At 71.7% G+C, this 16,893-nt stretch carries 11 protein-coding genes and 2 tRNA genes; 9 read left to right on the top strand and 4 right to left on the bottom strand.

The window, feature by feature from the left end; genetic code table 11:
• Window positions 1-97 precede the first annotated feature (97 nt).
• The gene (locus ACFO3M_RS01540) at window positions 98-2,191 is read right to left on the bottom strand and encodes a serine/threonine-protein kinase (protein WP_387985448.1); all 2,094 of its coding nucleotides are present in this window, start codon (window positions 2,189-2,191) and stop codon (window positions 98-100) included.
• A gap of 312 nt (window positions 2,192-2,503) precedes the next feature.
• Here ACFO3M_RS01540 and ACFO3M_RS01535 point away from each other — a divergent pair, with 312 nt between their 5' ends.
• Entirely contained in the window at window positions 2,504-3,628 is a 1,125-nt protein-coding gene (locus ACFO3M_RS01535) for a serine/threonine-protein kinase (protein ID WP_387985445.1), read from the top strand.
• Window positions 3,629-4,059: 431 nt separating this feature from the next.
• Here ACFO3M_RS01535 and ACFO3M_RS01530 read toward each other — a convergent pair whose 3' ends face one another.
• A complete protein-coding gene (locus ACFO3M_RS01530) occupies window positions 4,060-4,986 on the bottom strand; it encodes an FHA domain-containing protein (RefSeq protein WP_387985442.1) in 927 nt (308 codons plus the stop codon).
• Window positions 4,987-5,069: 83 nt separating this feature from the next.
• Between ACFO3M_RS01530 and ACFO3M_RS01525 the strand changes: the two genes are divergently transcribed.
• Window positions 5,070-6,167, top strand: a complete 1,098-nt coding sequence (locus ACFO3M_RS01525; RefSeq protein WP_387985439.1) for a calcium-binding protein — start codon at window positions 5,070-5,072, stop codon at window positions 6,165-6,167.
• 581 nt (window positions 6,168-6,748) lie between these two features.
• On the opposite strand, the gene ACFO3M_RS01520 is transcribed toward ACFO3M_RS01525, so the two are convergent.
• Window positions 6,749-6,822, bottom strand: a tRNA-Gly gene (locus ACFO3M_RS01520).
• Between the two features lie 45 nt (window positions 6,823-6,867).
• Between ACFO3M_RS01520 and ACFO3M_RS01515 the strand changes: the two genes are divergently transcribed.
• From ACFO3M_RS01515 to ACFO3M_RS01485, 7 genes are all read left to right on the top strand, one after another.
• A complete protein-coding gene (locus tag ACFO3M_RS01515) occupies window positions 6,868-8,319 on the top strand; it encodes an amidase (RefSeq protein WP_387985436.1) in 1,452 nt (483 codons plus the stop codon).
• 14 nt (window positions 8,320-8,333) lie between these two features.
• Window positions 8,334-8,407: transfer RNA gene (locus ACFO3M_RS01510), tRNA-Pro, on the top strand.
• Between the two features lie 87 nt (window positions 8,408-8,494).
• Complete coding sequence (tig, locus tag ACFO3M_RS01505) at window positions 8,495-9,970, top strand: trigger factor (protein ID WP_387985433.1); 1,476 nt, start codon at window positions 8,495-8,497, stop codon at window positions 9,968-9,970.
• 308 nt (window positions 9,971-10,278) lie between these two features.
• Window positions 10,279-10,914 carry an ATP-dependent Clp protease proteolytic subunit gene (locus ACFO3M_RS01500; RefSeq protein WP_456902534.1) on the top strand — a complete coding sequence of 212 codons (636 nt, stop codon included), beginning with the start codon at window positions 10,279-10,281 and terminating at the stop codon, window positions 10,912-10,914.
• A gap of 20 nt (window positions 10,915-10,934) precedes the next feature.
• The gene (locus tag ACFO3M_RS01495; RefSeq protein ID WP_387985431.1) at window positions 10,935-11,564 is read left to right on the top strand and encodes an ATP-dependent Clp protease proteolytic subunit; all 630 of its coding nucleotides are present in this window, start codon (window positions 10,935-10,937) and stop codon (window positions 11,562-11,564) included.
• Window positions 11,565-11,870: 306 nt separating this feature from the next.
• Entirely contained in the window at window positions 11,871-13,142 is a 1,272-nt protein-coding gene (gene clpX, locus ACFO3M_RS01490) for an ATP-dependent Clp protease ATP-binding subunit ClpX (RefSeq protein ID WP_387985428.1), read from the top strand.
• Window positions 13,143-13,339: 197 nt separating this feature from the next.
• On the top strand, window positions 13,340-14,257 hold the full coding sequence (locus ACFO3M_RS01485) for a DUF559 domain-containing protein (protein WP_387985427.1): 918 nt from the start codon (window positions 13,340-13,342) through the stop codon (window positions 14,255-14,257).
• Window positions 14,258-14,299: 42 nt separating this feature from the next.
• Here ACFO3M_RS01485 and valS read toward each other — a convergent pair whose 3' ends face one another.
• Window positions 14,300-16,885 carry a valine--tRNA ligase gene (valS, locus tag ACFO3M_RS01480; protein ID WP_387985424.1) on the bottom strand — a complete coding sequence of 862 codons (2,586 nt, stop codon included), beginning with the start codon at window positions 16,883-16,885 and terminating at the stop codon, window positions 14,300-14,302.
• Between the last annotated feature and the right edge of the window lie 8 nt (window positions 16,886-16,893).

Below are 16,893 nucleotides of genomic sequence, written 5' to 3'. Positions count from 1 at the left end.
CACGGACTGTCGCCGCGGGAGGGCCGCGAGTCCCGGGCACCCCTGCCCGCCCGCCAGAGTCGGGTCCTGTCCGCCGGACGACCGGTGGCCCCGGCACTCAGCCGGCGGTGTCCAAGACGGCCACCATCCCGGCCCGCTCAGGGGCCGCGTCGTCCGGCGGCTCGGACACGGTGACGAAGGCCTGACTGCCATCGGCGCGCAGCACGATGCTCGTCGGCTGGTTGCCGACCGGGACGCGGACGACCTGCAGGGTCTGGGTGTCCACCACGGAGAGGCTGTCGTCATCGAGGTTCACCGTGTACAGGTGGCGGCCGTCCGGCGCGAAGGCCACGTCCTGCGGGTTGTTGCCGACGCCGACCTTCTGCGGGTTCGACGGGTCGGCGAGGGGATACAGCCAGACGTCGTGGCTCCGGAAGTTGACGACCGCCAGTTGCTGGCCGTCGGGGGAGAGGGCGAGGCGGTGAGGTGCGGTTCCCGCACCGATACGGTCACCGACCTGCCGGACGTCCCGGAGGTCGCGGAGGTCCCATGCGGTGACCGCGTTCGATTCGTGGTTCGCGACGTAGCCCGTCTCCCCGTCGGCGCTGATGGCGATCGAGTGCGGGTTCTCCGGCACCGAGAACCGGGTGATCGGGAGGCCGTCGGCGTTGAAGACCTCGACCTGGCCCATATCGTGCAGCGGCACGTACACCAGTGCCCCGTCCGGGCTCACCGTGGGCTTGAGTGGATACCGGTCAACGGGCGTCGACTCGCGGACGGTGCGACCCGCGAGGTCCACGACGAGGAAGTACAGGTCGGTGGACTGTTCCTGGGACGTGGTCACGTAGGCCGTGCTGTCGTCCTCGGGGGACAGCGTCACGTACTGCGGTGGGCCTTGCGGAATCGGGATGGAGTCGACGACGGCCTGCTGGCCGAGGTCGATGACCTGCAGCAGCCCGGCATCCGCATCGGCGACGTAGGCCCGGGTGCCGTCTGGGGACAGTGCGATGTCGTGCGGATTGTCCAGCCGCTCGGTGATCTGACCGGCTGGCACCGGCGACCGCACGCTGGGCAGGGGGGCGGCGGAGCTGGACGAGGACGCAGACGAGCTGCGTGACGGCGGTGCACCCGGCCCGCCGGCGACGGCGTCGTCCTCCCGGTCGGGCAGGTACACGAGGGCCAGGACGATCGCGGCGACGAGCGCCAGCACGCCCGCCGCAGTTAGTGCGGTCCGGCGCACGGTGCGCGCGGGCGCCGCGTGGGACCTGTCAGGGCCCCCGTCGGCGGGCACGGGCACGGGTGGCCGGTCCCGGCGGGGTGCCGTCGTCGAGAGGCCGTTCACCGTCGCCTCGTCGTCGCGCCGGACGACGGTGGCCGGCGCCGGCCTGTGTCCCTGCAGCGCCTCCGTCGCGGCGGCGACCAACTCTCCGGCGGTCGGGAAGCGGTCGGCCGGGTCCTTGGCCATCCCGCGCGCCACCACGTCGTCCAGCTGGGCTGGGATCCCCGGCACGAATCGGCTCAGCTGAGGCGGGTCCAGGCTGATGTGCGCATAGAGGAGGGCCGGTAGTTCCTCGCCGCGGAACGGTGGCGCACCCGTCAGGCACTCGACCAGCACGCAGGTGAGTGAGTAGAGGTCGGTCCGGGCGTCGAGATCCTGCCCGAGGAACCGCTCGGGAGCCATGTACTGCAGGGTGCCGATGGCCACGCCGGTCCCGGTGAGTGCCGTGTTGCTCGTCCCGGACGCGCGGGCGATGCCGAAGTCGACGACGTACAGGAAGTCCTGCGGCGTCACCACCATGTTCGAGGGTTTCACGTCGCGATGGACAAGCCCTTCGGCGTGGGCGGCGTCGAGGGCCGCCGCGGCCTGCGCGACGAGCGAGACGGCCCGGCCGGGGGGGAGGGGTCCGCTGCGGCTGAGGAGCCGGTGCAGGTCGCTGCCCTGGACCAGCCGCATCTCGATGTACGGGCGACCCTCGATCACCCCGTAGGAGTGCACGGGGATGACGTGCGGCTCGCTGAGCTGCGCGGTGATCCGGGCCTCCCGCTCGAACCGGACCATGAACTCCCGGTCGGCGCTCAGACTCTCCGGCAGCAGCTTGACCGCGACCCGGCGGTCGTGATGTCGGGAGTCCCGGGCCAGGTAGACTTCGCCCATCGAACCGGACCCGAGCAACTGTTCCAGCTCGTACGGCCCCAGTCGTCGTGGCGTCATCGCACCCCCGCCGCGACCGTGGGCAGCCCTGCGCCCGTCCCTGTGCCCGTGCAGCCCGGGAAGTCACGGCTGCCCGTCCCGGGCAGACGTTAACCGGTGGGCCGCCCGACTGCAGTGCAGCGGCCCTGTGCGGCCGGGCTTTCGAGGCGCTGTCGTACCCGTGCCGTCACCAGCATCGATGCGGACACCGAGCTGCGGTGACATGGCGTCCCTGCTGGCCGTCACTGGGCCCATCCATGTCGCCAACATCGCGCGGTCGGACGGCGCGGAGTTCCAGGCACCCCTGTCCGGGGCGGGGTTGCGTCGGCCCGGGTGGTGCAGAGCAGAGGACGTTCGGTCGTGGAGCGACGTCAACGGGTCGGCGCCGGGTCGACGGTGCGCGAGGATGAGGAGGTCAGCGAAGCGGCGGTCAGGGGTGGCATGGGGTCGAGGAGGGACCTGCCGGCGTCCATCGCCGGCTATCAGGTGCTCGCGGAGCTCGGCGCTGGCGGCATGGGCACCGTCTACCTGGTCCGGCACCCGCGGATTGGTCGGCTCGAGGCGCTCAAGGTCATCTCTCCAGCGCTCGCGGCAGACCCGGAGTTCCGCAAGCGCTTCCTCCGGGAGGCCGAACTCGCCGCGTCGGTCGAGGCGCGAGGGGTGGTCCCCGTGTACGACCGCAACGAAAGCGACGGCCGGCTGTACTTGACCATGCGGTACGTGGACGGCGTCGACCTCGGCCACCTGCTACTGACGTCGCCGCGCCCCTCCGTCGAGGACGCGCTGACCGGGTTGGCTCAGGTCGCCGGCGCGCTCGACGCCGTCCACCGCGGGGGACTGGTGCACCGCGACGTCAAGCCGTCCAACGTGCTCCTCGCCGGGGGGCGGTTCGAGGCCGCCCCAGGTGCCGAGGTGCAGTGGTTCCTCACCGACTTCGGCATCGCCCGCCGGCTGGACCAGACGACGGACCTCACCGGCCGGGCTTTCCTGGGAACCGTCCCCTACACCGCGCCGGAACGCTTCTCTGGAGCTCCGGCGACCCCGGCCAGCGACGTCTACTCGTTCAGCTGTCTCGCCTACGAGGTGCTGATCGGGCACCCGCCGTTCGGCCGTACCGCCGGGCAGGTGCTCAGTGCCCACGCCGGGAGGCGGGCTCCAGAGGACGACGCCGCTCTCGCTCCCGGGCTGCGAGCTGCGCTGCAAGCCGGTCTCGCCAGCCGGCCCGAGGACCGCCCCGGGACGGCGACGGAGTTGGTCGCGGCGATGCAGCGGTCGGATGCAGCTGGGGGATGGGCAACCGCGACCCCGGGTCCGGCACCCGTTTCGGAACCCGCGGAGGACGCCGCGACCCTGGCCACGACCGGATGCGGCACGTTGCCGGTGGCAGGCCCGCCGCCTCCCCGGGGACGGCCCAGGCTGTGGCGTCGGGTGGCGCGCGCCTTCAACCCCACCCTGTGACCGTCGCTCGCTGACTTGAGTCCCCAGGCCGATCGTCGTCATGGCTCGCAAGACCGGATGAACCACTGCGCGACCGACTGCTGCTGACGCCGTGGCTGGGGCAGATCGCCCACAACTGAATACACCGCCAGCGGACCCGTCCCCTCAGGCACTGGTGGAAGCGCTAGTGCCACCAACCGAGTAGTGCCAGTGCCCGTTGCCGACGCAGGTCGCGCTGTAGGGCTCTGGGTTGAGCTTCAATGCCTCGAGCCGCCCCGAGCGCGACGGTCCGTCGAGGTAGACGGTCCCATCGCTCCGCTGCCGAGCTCGTGGAGAGGTGCTTGCCAGCGACCACGCGCAGCGCCTCCGACGTCACTCTTGCATTCCCAATTCGCTGCGGGACCGCAGAGGGATCAACACGTCGGGGACAGCTGCGCCGAGAAGGTCGGGTTTCAGACCGCCCGGCGGTCGAACTCATCGAGTTCGTCGTCGGTGACGTTGTCGGACAGCCGCGCCCATTGTGCCAGTTGCGGCAGAAAGGACTGCTTTCCGCCCGCGGGGCGGTCGGCGGACTCGCCTTGGATGTCGGCTACGCCATGCTCGTGCGCCAACACGTAGCGGAGGTCGTCGAGAGCATTGCGGATCCGTTTGGCGCTGACCGCGACTCCTCGCTCGCGCAAGATCTGCTCCATCTCCGCGTAGGTGGGCGTGCTGGTCCGACCGTTCCAGCCGAGGCTCGGGGGTAGGCAGAGTGCGCACAGCAGCTCCCGCTGTCGCTCGCTGAGCTCCGGAATCCGGCGGTACCCGACCGTGGCATCGACGGTCGCCGCGGCCGCCGGGCGCCGAGGCGACGCCGAGAGACCCGTCGTGTCCACCCGGATGGTATGCCGTCGGCCGCCCTCACCACGGACCACGATGGTCACGAGGTCGTGCGGCATCGTCCCCATGAGCATCAGCGGCGGGATCTCGAATCCCGGACCGGGGAAGGTCTCAACGAGGAGCGTTCGCTTGTCGGAGAGGTTGTGGATGAGGACGCCGTCGGGTCGGCACTCAAGCCGTCCCACAGAGCGGGGAACGCGCAGGTCCTCTGGGACATGGCCGATCCGCAGGTCGCTGCTCGCTGCGCGGCCGAACGTGAGCGAGCTGCCCGGCACGAGGACGTGTCGACCCGTAGAAGAGGAGACGATTGCCTGGGGTGCAGGCGGCGCAACTGCAGACATGCGGGTCCCGTCGAAGAGAGTGGCGCGTCGGCTGAAATCTTGCACGAACCTCGATCGAGCAAGCGGGTAGCTGACCAGAGGACCGCACGTCTCGGCGGCGGAGCCACCCGGCTGTTCAAGGTGGAAAAGGCCCGCCACGTCGACCTCGGTCCTGACCATCAGTCGAAGCGTGGAGGGGCAGGGGTGCCCGTGTCCTGAAACGCCATGCGCACGACGCTGCCGTCATGAATTGGAGAATTGCGGTGGCGACCCATCGGAGGCTCGTGCCGATTGCAGCGGTGACTGTCCTGGCCGTCATCGGCCAGCAAGCGGTTGCGCAGGCAGCCCCAGCAACGGGGGAGCCCGGGTGGGGCCTCTGCACGATCGACGGAACCAGCAGGGCGGACATCATCTTCGGTACACCGGGCGACGACGTCATATGCCTTGGTGGCGGCGACGACCTCGTCCATGGCGAGGGCGGTCGGGACCGCATCTTCGGCGGTGCCGGTGACGACATCGTGCACGGCTCGGACCCGGTTTCGGACAGCGGCCCGTTGAGCGGCGACATTATCGACGGCGGACTGGGCGACGATGTGTTGTACGGGTACGGCGGCGACGACCACGTCTCCGGTGGCGCCGGTGCCGACCTGATCCGGGGTGGGGATGGTGACGACAACCTGCACGGCCGGCGCGTGGGGGCCCTGCCGGCGTCCGGAGGAGAGCGTGACGGCGACGATGAGATTCACGGGGGCGCCGGTAATGACTTCATCGACGGGGATGAGGGGGATGACTTCCTCTACGGCGGGACGAGCACGTCGGTCAACTCGGTACATGGCGGCACGGGTGACGACGTCCTGATCGGCGAGCCGGGGTCTTTCAGTGATGACTTTTGGGGCGACGACGGCGACGACGTGGTCCTGCCCAATCCCCTCAGGGCGTCCCCGCTCGGCAACGGGGCACGCGGCGGGGAAGGCTTCGACGTGATCTCTACCTTCAACTTCATGCGGGACTTCTACGACCCGGATCCCGACATCGAGGTGCCGGTGCTCGAGAGTTGCAGCGTGCAGGTCGATCCGCAGACGCCGGAGGGTGAGCTGCCTCTCGCCGCTCAGTGCCGGCTCCCCTGGCCGAACCTGCCGCCCGGACTGGCGAACTCGTTCGGCGTCACGATGACCGTGGCAGCCGATGGCAGCGTCACCGTGGGGGGTGACCTCAGGGGCGGACTGGCCACCCTCACGGTCGAGGACTGGCGGCAATTGCAAGAAGGCAACGTCGGTGCACTCAGCGGCGATGTGGTCCTGTTCGATCCTGTCCTCAGCACGGCCCCGGTGGACCTCCTACGGGCAGACTTCACCTATTGAGACGGTGGAGCGCGGAACCACTGCTTTCGCCCCGACGCGTCTGTCCCGCTGTGGCTCTTCAGGGTCGTGAGACGCATTCCTGGTCCTGAGAGCCATAGCTGGGTCGGAAACCGCCGAGGACCCGGCAGCGGCATGCTGTCTTGCTGGCGAGCCGCCTTGACCTGCACTACCTCCAGCGAGCCGGCCGGTTCAGCCTGGCCCACGTTCCAACGCTGGTGGTCCGTCACGGAGGACCCGAACTGGAACATCCGCTCGGCCGCGATCACGGGCCCTGTTGTGGCGTGCTGCGACTCGGCAGGGTTGGCCGCGCGCTTGGACCGTGGGATCGGTTGATCATGGCGACGGCGATGGGGCTTGCTGCACCGATGGACACGATGGACTGCAGCTCACCGCGTGACCAGTAGTGGTCACGGCGAGGGGTGGACGAGGGTCTCCACCTGGCCGTAGGGGGATCTGGCGTGACCAATCCATGACCAATGCAGAGGAAAACAGGGGTCCTGGAAGGCTTCAACGGGCCCTCCGGAGTCCCCTCCAGAGCTTCTCCAGAAGGCCTGACGGGCGCCCTGCCCTGCGGCTATGTGTGGAGCGGGTGACGGGAATCGAACCCGCATGGCCAGCTTGGAAGGCTGGGGCTCTGCCATTGAGCTACACCCGCGAGGTGCCGCACCAGCGTAGCGGGCCGGGCCGATAGCGTCCGGGCGTGACCGAGCCCACAGAGCTGGACGCCACCGCGCAGGCCGACCTCGTGCGCCGGGGCGAGGTGAGCCCCGCCGAGCTCGTCGACGCCGCGATCGCCCGGATCGAGGCGACGAACGCGCAGTTCGCCGCCGTCATCCGGGAGCGGTTCGACGCCGCCCGCGCCGAGGCCGCCGGCACGCTGCCCGACGGACCGTTCCGCGGCGTGCCGCTGCTGCTCAAGGACATGGGGGCGCACATGGCGGGGGAGGAGACCTGCTACGGCCTGGCCCCGCTGCGCGACGCGCAGATCCGTTGGCGGCGCGACAGCCACCTGGCCGAGGCCTTCCGCGCCGCCGGGTTCGTCGTCCTCGGACGCACCAACGTCCCCGAACTCGGGACGACGGTCACCACCGAGCCCGCCGCCAACGCCCCCGCCCGCAACCCGTGGGACCCCACCCGCTCCACCGGCGGCTCCAGCGGCGGGTCGGCCGCGGCCGTCGCGGCGGGGTACGTGCCGGTCGCGCACGCCAGCGACGGCGGCGGCTCCATCCGCGTCCCGGCGAGCGAGTGCGGGCTGGTCGGGCTCAAGCCCAGCCGCGCGCGGGTCAGCCAGGGCCCCGACGTCGGCGAGGGCTGGGCCGGCGCCACCATCGACGGCGTCGTCACCCGCAGCGTCCGCGACACCGCCGCCGTCCTCGACGCGATCGCCGGCCCGATGCCCGGCGACCCCTACGCCGCGCCGCCGCTGCCGCGCCCGCTGGTCGAGGAGGTCGGCGCCCCGGTCGGCCGGCTGCGCGTCGGCCTGGTCGACGCCCCGCCGCACGAGCGCTGGCTCGACAGCCCCGAGTGCCGGGCCGCCGTCGCCCGCGCCGGCCGGCTGCTGGAGGACCTCGGCTGCGACGTCGAGCCCGCCGCGCCCGCCGCCTTCTTCGACGACGGCTTCTCCCGGCACTTCAACGCCACCATCGCCGCCGACACCGCCCGCATGCTCACCGACCTCGAGCGGGTCCTCGGCCGGGAGATCACCGACGACGAGCTCGAGCCGCGCAACGCCCACTACCGGGCCGCCGGCCACCGGATGACCTCGGCCGAGTACCTCGGCGCCCGCGCCTGGCTGGGCTCCTGGTGCCGCCGGATGGCCCGCTTCTGGACGCCGGCCGCGGACGGCGGGCAGGGCTTCGACCTGCTGGTCACCCCGACCGTGGGCGCGCCCCCGCCGGAGCTCGGCTGGTTCACCGCCGCAGGCCCGCGCGAGGAGGGCCGCCGCATCGGGGCGTTCATCCCGTACACCGCCCAGGCCAACGTCACCGGCCAGCCGGCGGTCAGCCTGCCGCTGCACACCACCGACGCCGGGCTGCCGGTCGGCGTGCAGCTGGTCGCGGGCGCCGGGCGGGAGGACCTGCTCGTGCGGGTCGCCGCCGCGCTGGAGGAGGCCGCCCCGTGGGCGGCACGCCGCCCGCCGGTGCCCGCCTAGACTCGCAGCCGCCACGGGGTGTGGCGCAGCTTGGTAGCGCACCCGCTTTGGGAGCGGGGGGCCGTGGGTTCGAATCCCGCCACCCCGACCCCGCCCCCGGCGTCTCTAGACTCGGGGGTCGACCCGGCGCCGGTCCCGGCGTCCCCCTTCCGTCGTACCGAGGAGCACTGCCGCTGTGAAGAGCACCATCGAGGAACTGGGCCCCACGCGGGTCCGGATGGCGATCGAGGTGCCGTGGGGAGACCTGGACCACGCCTTCGGTGAGGTCTACAAGGAGCTCAAGCGGCAGGTGCGCGTCCCCGGGTTCCGCCCGGGCAAGGTGCCCAACCGCATCCTCGACCAGCGCATCGGTCGTCCGGTCGTCCTCGAGCAGGTCGTCCAGCACGCCATCCCGGAGGTCTACTCCGAGGTCGTCCGCGACAACCAGGTCCGCGTCATCGGCCAGCCCGACATCGAGGTGACCCGCCTCGACGACAACGACACCCTGGCGTTCACCGCCGAGGTCGACGTCGCGCCGAAGATCGAGCTGCCAGCCCTCGACGACCTGAACGTCACCGTCGACGACGTCGAGGTCACCGACGAGGAGATCGACCAGCAGGTCTCGGTCATGCGCGAGCGCTTCGCCATGCTGACCGGCGTCGAGCGCGCCGCCCAGGACGGCGACTACGTCTCCATCGACCTCGAGGCCCGCGTCGGTGACGAGGTGCTCGAGGACGGCACCACCAGCGGCATGTCCTACGAGGTCGGCTCCGGCTCGCTCATGGAGGGCCTCGACGACGCCGTCCGCGGGCTGTCCGCCGACGAGTCGGCCACCTTCGAGACCCCGCTGCAGCAGGGCCCGCACGCCGGCGAGCAGGCGCAGGTCACCGTCACCGTCCGCTCGGTGAAGGCCAAGGAGCTGCCCGAGCTCGACGACGAGTTCGCCTCCACCGCCAGCGAGTTCGACACCCTCGAGGAGCTGCGCGACGACGTCCGCACCCGGCTGTCGCGGGTGAAGGTCATGCAGCAGGGCGCGCAGGCCCGCGACAAGCTGGTCGAGCACCTGCTCGAGGTCACCGAGGTCCCGATCCCCGAGGGCCTGGTCGACCGCGAGCTCGAGTTCCGCAACAACGCGCTGACCACCGAGCTCAACGGCGCCGGCATGGACTGGGACACCTTCCTGTCCATGTCGGGCAGCGAGAGCCGCGAGGCCTACGACGCCGAGCAGCGGAAGAACATCGAGGAGGCGGTCCGCACCCAGTTCGTCCTCGACGCGATCGCCGACGCGCGTGAGATCACCGTCGACAACGACGACCTGTCGGCGCAGATCATGGCGCAGGCCTCGCGCAACCGGATGAGCCCGGAGCAGTACGCCCAGCAGCTGCAGCAGAGCGGCAACATCGCCGAGTTCGTCGCCGACGTGCGCCGCACCAAGGCGCTGGCCCAGCTGCTCGAGCAGACGACGATCACCGACGCCTCGGGCAACGTCGTCGACCTGGAGGCCGCCCGCCCGCAGACGGTGCGCGCCGCCGAGGCCGCCCCCGCGGCTGACGACACCGCCGCCGACGACACCGCCGCCGAGGAGGCTCCCGACGCCGAGGTCGCCGACGCGGCCGCCGTCGAGGCGACCGAGGGTGCCACCGAGGACAGCGGGGACGTCGCCAAGGGCTGACGGAGGACCCCGTCCTCCCCACCCCGAGCGAGCTCGGGGTGAGCCTCGGCACGGGGCCACCCGGATGCCCACCACGGACGCCGTCCTGCCCCGCGCACGCGGGGGAGGGCGGCGTCCGTCGTCTTCCCGGGGGCGCGCTGCGCCGTCGGCGAACAGGCCCCCGCGCCGGGACTCCGGGCCCAGGGGTGCGCGTTAGGGTCGACGTGACTCGGGGCGGACGCCGGGGGTACGGCCCGCCAGGGCCGCCGGCCCCGCCTCCCGCCCACCGAGACCGACTCGATCCACCGCCAACGGAGGTCACACCACCCGTGAGCACCGACCCGAACCCGGCGTACAGCCCGCTGATGCGGGGTGCCGCCGGGGGGATGAACCTCAACGACTCGGTCTACGAGCGCCTGCTGCGCGAGCGCATCATCTTCCTGGGCACCCAGGTCGACGACGTCATCGCCAACCAGCTGGCCGCGCAGATGCTGCTGCTGTCCGCCGAGGACCCCAAGCAGGACATCCACCTGTACATCAACTCGCCGGGCGGCTCGGTCAGCGCCGGCATGGCCATCTACGACACGATGCAGTTCATCGACTGCGACGTCGCCACCTACGGCATGGGCCTGGCCGCCTCGATGGGCCAGTTCCTGCTGACCGCGGGCACCAAGGGCAAGCGCTACGCCCTGCCGCACGCGCGGATCATGATGCACCAGCCCTCCGCGGGCGTCGGCGGCACCGCCGCGGACATCGCCATCCAGGCCGACCTGTTCCGCCGCACCAAGCGCGAGCTCAACGAGCTGCAGGCGTTCCACACCGGCCAGTCCATCGAGCAGATCGAGCGGGACTCCGACCGCGACCGCTGGTTCACCGCGCAGGAGGCCCTCGAGTACGGCTTCGTCGACCACGTCGTCAGCCGCGCCGCGATGACCGACAGCGCCAACCCGGTCTCCGACAACTGAGCAGCGAGGACTGACAGACGATGAGCGACTTCCAGCTGCCCTCCAGCCGGTACGTGCTGCCCTCCTTCGTGGAGCGGACCAGCTACGGCATGAAGGAGAGCAACCCGTACAACAAGCTCTTCGAGGAGCGGATCATCTTCCTCGGGGTGCAGATCGACGACGCGTCGGCCAACGACGTGATGGCCCAGCTGATCACGCTGGAGTCGGCCGACCCCGACCGCGACATCACGATCTACATCAACTCGCCCGGTGGCTCGTTCACGTCGCTGATGGCCATCTACGACACGATGATGTTCGTCCGCCCGGACATCCAGACCGTGTGCATGGGCCAGGCCGCCTCGGCCGCCGCCGTCCTGCTCGCGGCCGGCACCCCGGGCAAGCGGCTGGCGCTGCCGTACTCGCGCGTGCTGATCCACCAGCCCTCCGGCGAGGCCGGCGGCCAGGTCTCGGACCTCGAGATCCACGCCGCCGAGATCGCGCGGGTGCGGGCCCAGATGGAGGAGATCCTGGCCCGCCACACCGGCCGCTCGGTGGAGCAGGTCCGCGCCGACATCGACCGCGACAAGATCCTGACGGCCCCCGAGGCCAAGGAGTACGGGATCGTCGACCAGGTCATCCAGAGCCGCAAGCTCAACGCGCTGCCGGTCTGATCGCCGTGATCGCCCGATCGGTACGGGTCGAGTCATCGCGTGTCGCGCACTCGACCCGTACCGTTCGAGGTGCAGTGCCGGGAGTGACGCGCGAGTCGGACGCCCCCGGCGCACCGGGGCGTCGAACCCCCGCGGCGTCGGCGGCGGCAGGTACCGTCGGCGAGCGTCCGATCCCCGGCCGGCAGCGCCGGGAGGTCACTCTCGCGGCACCCGCTCCCGCGGGGCCGAGCACGGGCAGCAAGCGACACACGATCCGCAGGTCCGCATCCCCGGGACCTGCAAACCCCCTGAGGTGGAGGTCAGCAGGTGGCACGAATCGGTGAGAGCGGTGACCTGCTCAAGTGCTCGTTCTGCGGAAAGAGCCAGAAGCAGGTCAAGAAGCTCATCGCGGGCCCCGGCGTCTACATCTGCGACGAGTGCATCGACCTCTGCAACGAGATCATCGAGGAGGAGCTCTCGGAGTCGTCGGACCTGAAGTTCGACGAGCTGCCGAAGCCCCGCGAGATCCACGACTTCCTCGAGCAGTACGTCATCGGCCAGGAGAAGGCCAAGCGCACCCTCGCCGTCGCCGTCTACAACCACTACAAGCGGGTGCAGGCCGGTGGTGAGCGCTCCCGGGACGACTCGGTCGAGCTCGCCAAGTCCAACATCCTGCTGATGGGCCCGACCGGGTGCGGCAAGACGCACCTGGCGCAGACGCTGGCCCGGATGCTCAACGTCCCGTTCGCGATCGCCGACGCCACGGCGCTGACCGAGGCCGGCTACGTCGGCGAGGACGTCGAGAACATCCTGCTCAAGCTGATCCAGGCCGCGGACTACGACGTCAAGCGCGCCGAGACCGGGATCATCTACATCGACGAGGTCGACAAGATCGCCCGCAAGAGCGAGAACCCGTCGATCACCCGCGACGTCTCCGGCGAGGGCGTGCAGCAGGCGCTGCTGAAGATCCTCGAGGGCACGACGGCGTCGGTGCCCCCGCAGGGCGGCCGCAAGCACCCGCACCAGGAGTTCATCCAGATCGACACGACGAACGTGCTGTTCATCGTGGGCGGTGCCTTCGCCGGCCTGGAGAAGGTCATCGAGCAGCGGGTCGGCAAGCAGGGCATCGGCTTCGGCGCGGAGATCCGCGGCAAGAAGGAGATCGAGGAGGCCAACGCCTTCGCCGAGGTCATGCCCGAGGACCTGCTGAAGTTCGGCATGATCCCCGAGTTCATCGGCCGGCTCCCGGTGATCACCAGCGTGCAGGCCCTCGACCGGGATGCGCTGATCCAGATCCTCACCGAGCCGAAGAACGCGCTGGTGCGCCAGTACCGGCGGCTGTTCGAGCTCGACGGCGTGGAGCTGGAGTTCACCGACGACGCCCTCGAGGCGATCGCCGACCAGGCCATCCTCCGCGGCACCGGCGCCCGCGGGCTCCGGGCGATCATGGAGGAGGTGCTGCAGTCGGTGATGTACGAGGTGCCCAGCCGCGAGGACGTCGCCTCCGTGGTGATCACCAAGGAGGTCGTGCTGGAGCACGTCAACCCGACGATCGTGCCGCGCAAGCCCACCCGCGAGCGCCGCGAGAAGAGCGCGTAACGCTGCGCTGACACCGCCGACGAGCCCGTCCCCGACCTCCGGGGGCGGGCTCGTCCGCGTCGGTGGGCCCGAGCGTGTGCGCCGACGCCGCCTTCCGGGGCCCGGAACGCGGCCCCGGCGCACACACTCGCCAGGCCGCCGTCCACAGATCCGCCGACGGCGGATCAAGACGGTCCCCGGTCGGTCACCGTCGCCGGGTGACCCACGACCTCGCCGCGCTCGTCGGCCCGGACGGCTGGACGACCTGGGAGGCGCTGACCGCCCGGGTCGACCGCGGGACCGTCGCCCGCTTCGTGGCCGACGGGCGGCTCGCGCGGCTGCAGCCCGGTGTCTACGCCCTGCCCGCAGTGGCCAGCGAGTGGCGGCTCCGGGTGGAGGCCGCCGTCCGCAGCTGCCGCGGGGTGGTCAGCCACCGGTCCGCGCTGGCGCTGTGGGAGCTCGGCCCGCCCGGCGGCCCCGTGCACCTCACCGTGGGCCACACCCGCAGCGGGCGGGGGACGCCGGGCGTCGTCCTGCACCGCACCCGGGCCCTCGACGACAGCGTCCGCCGGGTCGAGGGGCTGCCGGTGTCCTGTCCCGAGCGGGCCGTCGTCGACGCGTGGGGGAGTCCGGCCGGCCTCTCCCGGGCGGACGTCCGCGCCGCGGCGATCGACGCCGTCCGCCGCCGGCTGTGCGGGCCGCGGGAACTGCTGGCCGAGACCGGGCGCCGTCCGTGCCTGCCCGGCCGGGCCGCGCTGGTCGACCTCGTGCGCCTGCTGGCCGAGGGCTGCCGCAGCGAGCTGGAGATCTGGGGATGCCTCGCCGTGCTGCGCGGCCCCGGCATGCCGCCGTTCACCCAGCAGCGGCGGATCGAGGTGGCGGGGGAGGTGTTCGTCCTCGACGCGGCCTACGAGGAGGTGCGGCTGGCCGTCGAGATGGACGGCGCCGCCTGGCACGGCTCCCGGGCCCAGCGCGAGCGGGACATCCGGCGGGACGCGCTGCTCGCCACCGTGGGCTGGCAGACGCTGCGGTTCGGCTTCCGGCGGCTCACGACCGAGCCGGTGGCCTGCCGCCGGGAGATCCGCGCGGTCCACGAGGCGCGCCGGCGGCTGTTCGGCGCCGATCGTGTGCGCTGACGCCGCGTCCCGGGTGGCCGGATGCGGCGTCAGCGCACACGCTCACCCCTCCGCGGGGGCGGCGAGGACGACGTCGACGGTCAGCGGGCCCTCGCCGGCGACGACGGTCAGCGAGGCGATCCGCCCGGCCGACACCAGGTCGTCCCGCGCGGCCTCCACCTGCGGCACCTGCGCCTCCGGCGCGGTCACCGTCGCGGACTCGACGTCGGCCCGCATCGACTGCTTGGCCTCCGACTTGGCCTTGCGCACCGCGGCCAGCGCCTCGGCGGCCACCTCGACGACCGCCGGGTCGCCGCCGCCGGGCAGCTCGTCGGCGGCCGGCCACGCCGCCCGGTGCACCGAGCCGGCCTGCCACCAGGACCAGACCTCCTCGGTGACGAACGGCAGCACCGGCGCGAACAGCCGCAGCTGCACCGACAGCGCGAGGGCCAGCGTGGCCTGGGCGGAGCGGGCGGCGTCGTCCGAGCCGTAGGCGCGGGACTTCACCAGCTCCACGTAGTCGTCGCAGAACGACCAGAAGAACGCCTCGGACACCTCCAGCGCCCGGGTGTAGTTGTAGGCCTCCATCGCCGCGGTCGCCTCGTCGACGACGTCGACCAGCCGGCGCAGCAGCCCGAGGTCGATCGGCTCGGTGACCTGCCCGGCGGAGAGGTCGGCGGTCACGCCGAGGCCCAGCACGAACTTGCCGACGTTGAGGATCTTCATGGCCAGCCGGCGGCCGACCTTCATCTGCGCCTCGTCGAACGGCGAGTCCGCGCCCGGCCGGGCGCCGGCGGCGCGCCAGCGGACGGCGTCGGTGCCGTAGCGCTCGAGCACGTCGATCGGCGTGACGACGTTGCCCTTCGACTTGGACATCTTCTTGCGGTCGGGGTCGACGACGAACCCGGAGATGGTGGCGTGCGTCCACGGCACCGCGCCGAACTCGAAGTGCGAGCGGACGACGGTGGAGAACAGCCAGGTGCGGATGATGTCGTGCGCCTGGGGCCGCTGGTCCATCGGGAAGACGTGCGCGAACAGCTCCGGGTCGGTGTCCCAGCCCGAGGCCACCTGCGGCGACAGCGACGACGTCGCCCAGGTGTCCATGACGTCGGGGTCGGCCATGAACCCGCCGGGGACGCCGCGCTGCGACTCGTCGAAGCCCGGCGGCACGTCCGAGGAGGGGTCGACCGGCAGCGACGCCTCGTCGGCCAGGATCGGCTCGTCGTAGACGGGGTCGCCGGAGGCGTCGAGCCGGTACCAGACCGGGAACGGGACGCCGAAGAACCGCTGCCGGCTGATCAGCCAGTCGCCGTTGAGGCCCTCGACCCAGTTCTCGTAGCGGTGCCGCATGTGCTCGGGCACCCACTGGATCTCCCGCCCGCGGGCGACGAGGGCGTCCCGGAGCGAGGCGTCCCGCCCGCCGTTGCGGATGTACCACTGCCGCGTGGTGACGATCTCCAGCGGCCGGTCGCCCTTCTCGAAGAACTTGACCGGGTGGGTGATCGCCTTCGGCTCCCCCTGCAGGTCGCCGGACTCGCGCAGCATCTCCACGATCCGCTGCTGGGCGCTGAACGGCGTCTTCCCGGCGAGCTCGGCGTAGACGCCGGCGGGGACGCCGTCCGGGGCGTCGGCGACGAAGCGGCCGTCCCAGCCGACCACCGCGCGGGTGGGCAGCTGCAGCTCGCGCCACCAGGTGACGTCGTTGAGGTCGCCGAAGGTGCAGATCATCGCGATGCCCGAGCCCTTGTCCGGCTCGGCCAGGCGGTGGGCGACCACCGGCACCTCGACGTCGAACAGCGGCGTGCGCACCGTCGTGCCGAACAGCTGCCGGTAGCGCTCGTCGTCGGGGTGGGCGACCAGCGCGACGCAGGCGGGCAGCAGCTCCGGCCGGGTGGTCTCGATGAACACCGGGCCGTCGGCGGAGTGGAACGAGATCCGGTGGTAGGCGCCGGGGCGCTCGCGGTCCTCGAGCTCGGCCTGCGCCACGGCGGTGCGGAAGCTGACGTCCCAGAGGGTCGGCGCCTCCTGGGCGTAGGCCTCACCGCGGGCCAGGTTGTGCAGGAACATCCGCTGCGCGGTGGCCCGCGAGGTCTCCGAGATGGTCCGGTAGACGTTCGACCAGTCCACCGACAGCCCGACCCGGCGCCACAGCTGCTCGTAGGCGCGCTCGTCCTCCTCCGTCAGCTGCATGCACAGCTCGACGAAGTTGCGCCGGCTGATCGGCACCTGGTCCTTGCCCGGCTTGGCCGGCGGCTCGAAGCCCGGGTCGTAGGGGAGCGAGGGGTCGCAGCGGACGCCGTAGTAGTTCTGCACCCGCCGCTCGGTCGGCAGCCCGTTGTCGTCCCAGCCCATCGGGTAGAAGACGTGCTTGCCGCGCATGCGCTGGTAGCGGGCGACGATGTCGGTGTGGGTGTAGCTGAACACGTGCCCCACGTGCAGCGACCCGCTGGCGGTCGGCGGCGGGGTGTCGATCGAGTACACCTGCTCGCGCGGCGCGGCGAGGGCGGCGGCGCGGTCGAAGGCGTAGGTGTCCTGCTCGGCCCAGCGGGCGACCCAGGTGTCCTCGAGTCCGTCGAGGCTCGGCTTCTCGGGTACCCCGGCCCCGGCTCCCGGGGTGGTGCTGACCGGGGTGAGGGGATCGGCGACCATGCCCCCAT

Source organism: Geodermatophilus arenarius (assembly GCF_042654585.1).
Taxonomy (GTDB): domain Bacteria; phylum Actinomycetota; class Actinomycetes; order Mycobacteriales; family Geodermatophilaceae; genus Geodermatophilus; species Geodermatophilus arenarius.
This window is presented reverse-complemented; position numbering and strand designations above follow the sequence as displayed.

What these genes read in the sequence shown, in the direction of transcription:
- ACFO3M_RS01540 (WP_387985448.1), bottom strand. Translation starts at nt 2,191, where the DNA reads ATGACGCCACGACGACTGGGGCCGTACGAGCTGGAACAGTTGCTCGGG.
- ACFO3M_RS01530 (WP_387985442.1), bottom strand. Translation starts at nt 4,986, where the DNA reads ATGGTCAGGACCGAGGTCGACGTGGCGGGCCTTTTCCACCTTGAACAG.
- ACFO3M_RS01495 (WP_387985431.1), top strand. Translation starts at nt 10,935, where the DNA reads ATGAGCGACTTCCAGCTGCCCTCCAGCCGGTACGTGCTGCCCTCCTTC.
- valS (WP_387985424.1), bottom strand. Translation starts at nt 16,885, where the DNA reads ATGGTCGCCGATCCCCTCACCCCGGTCAGCACCACCCCGGGAGCCGGG.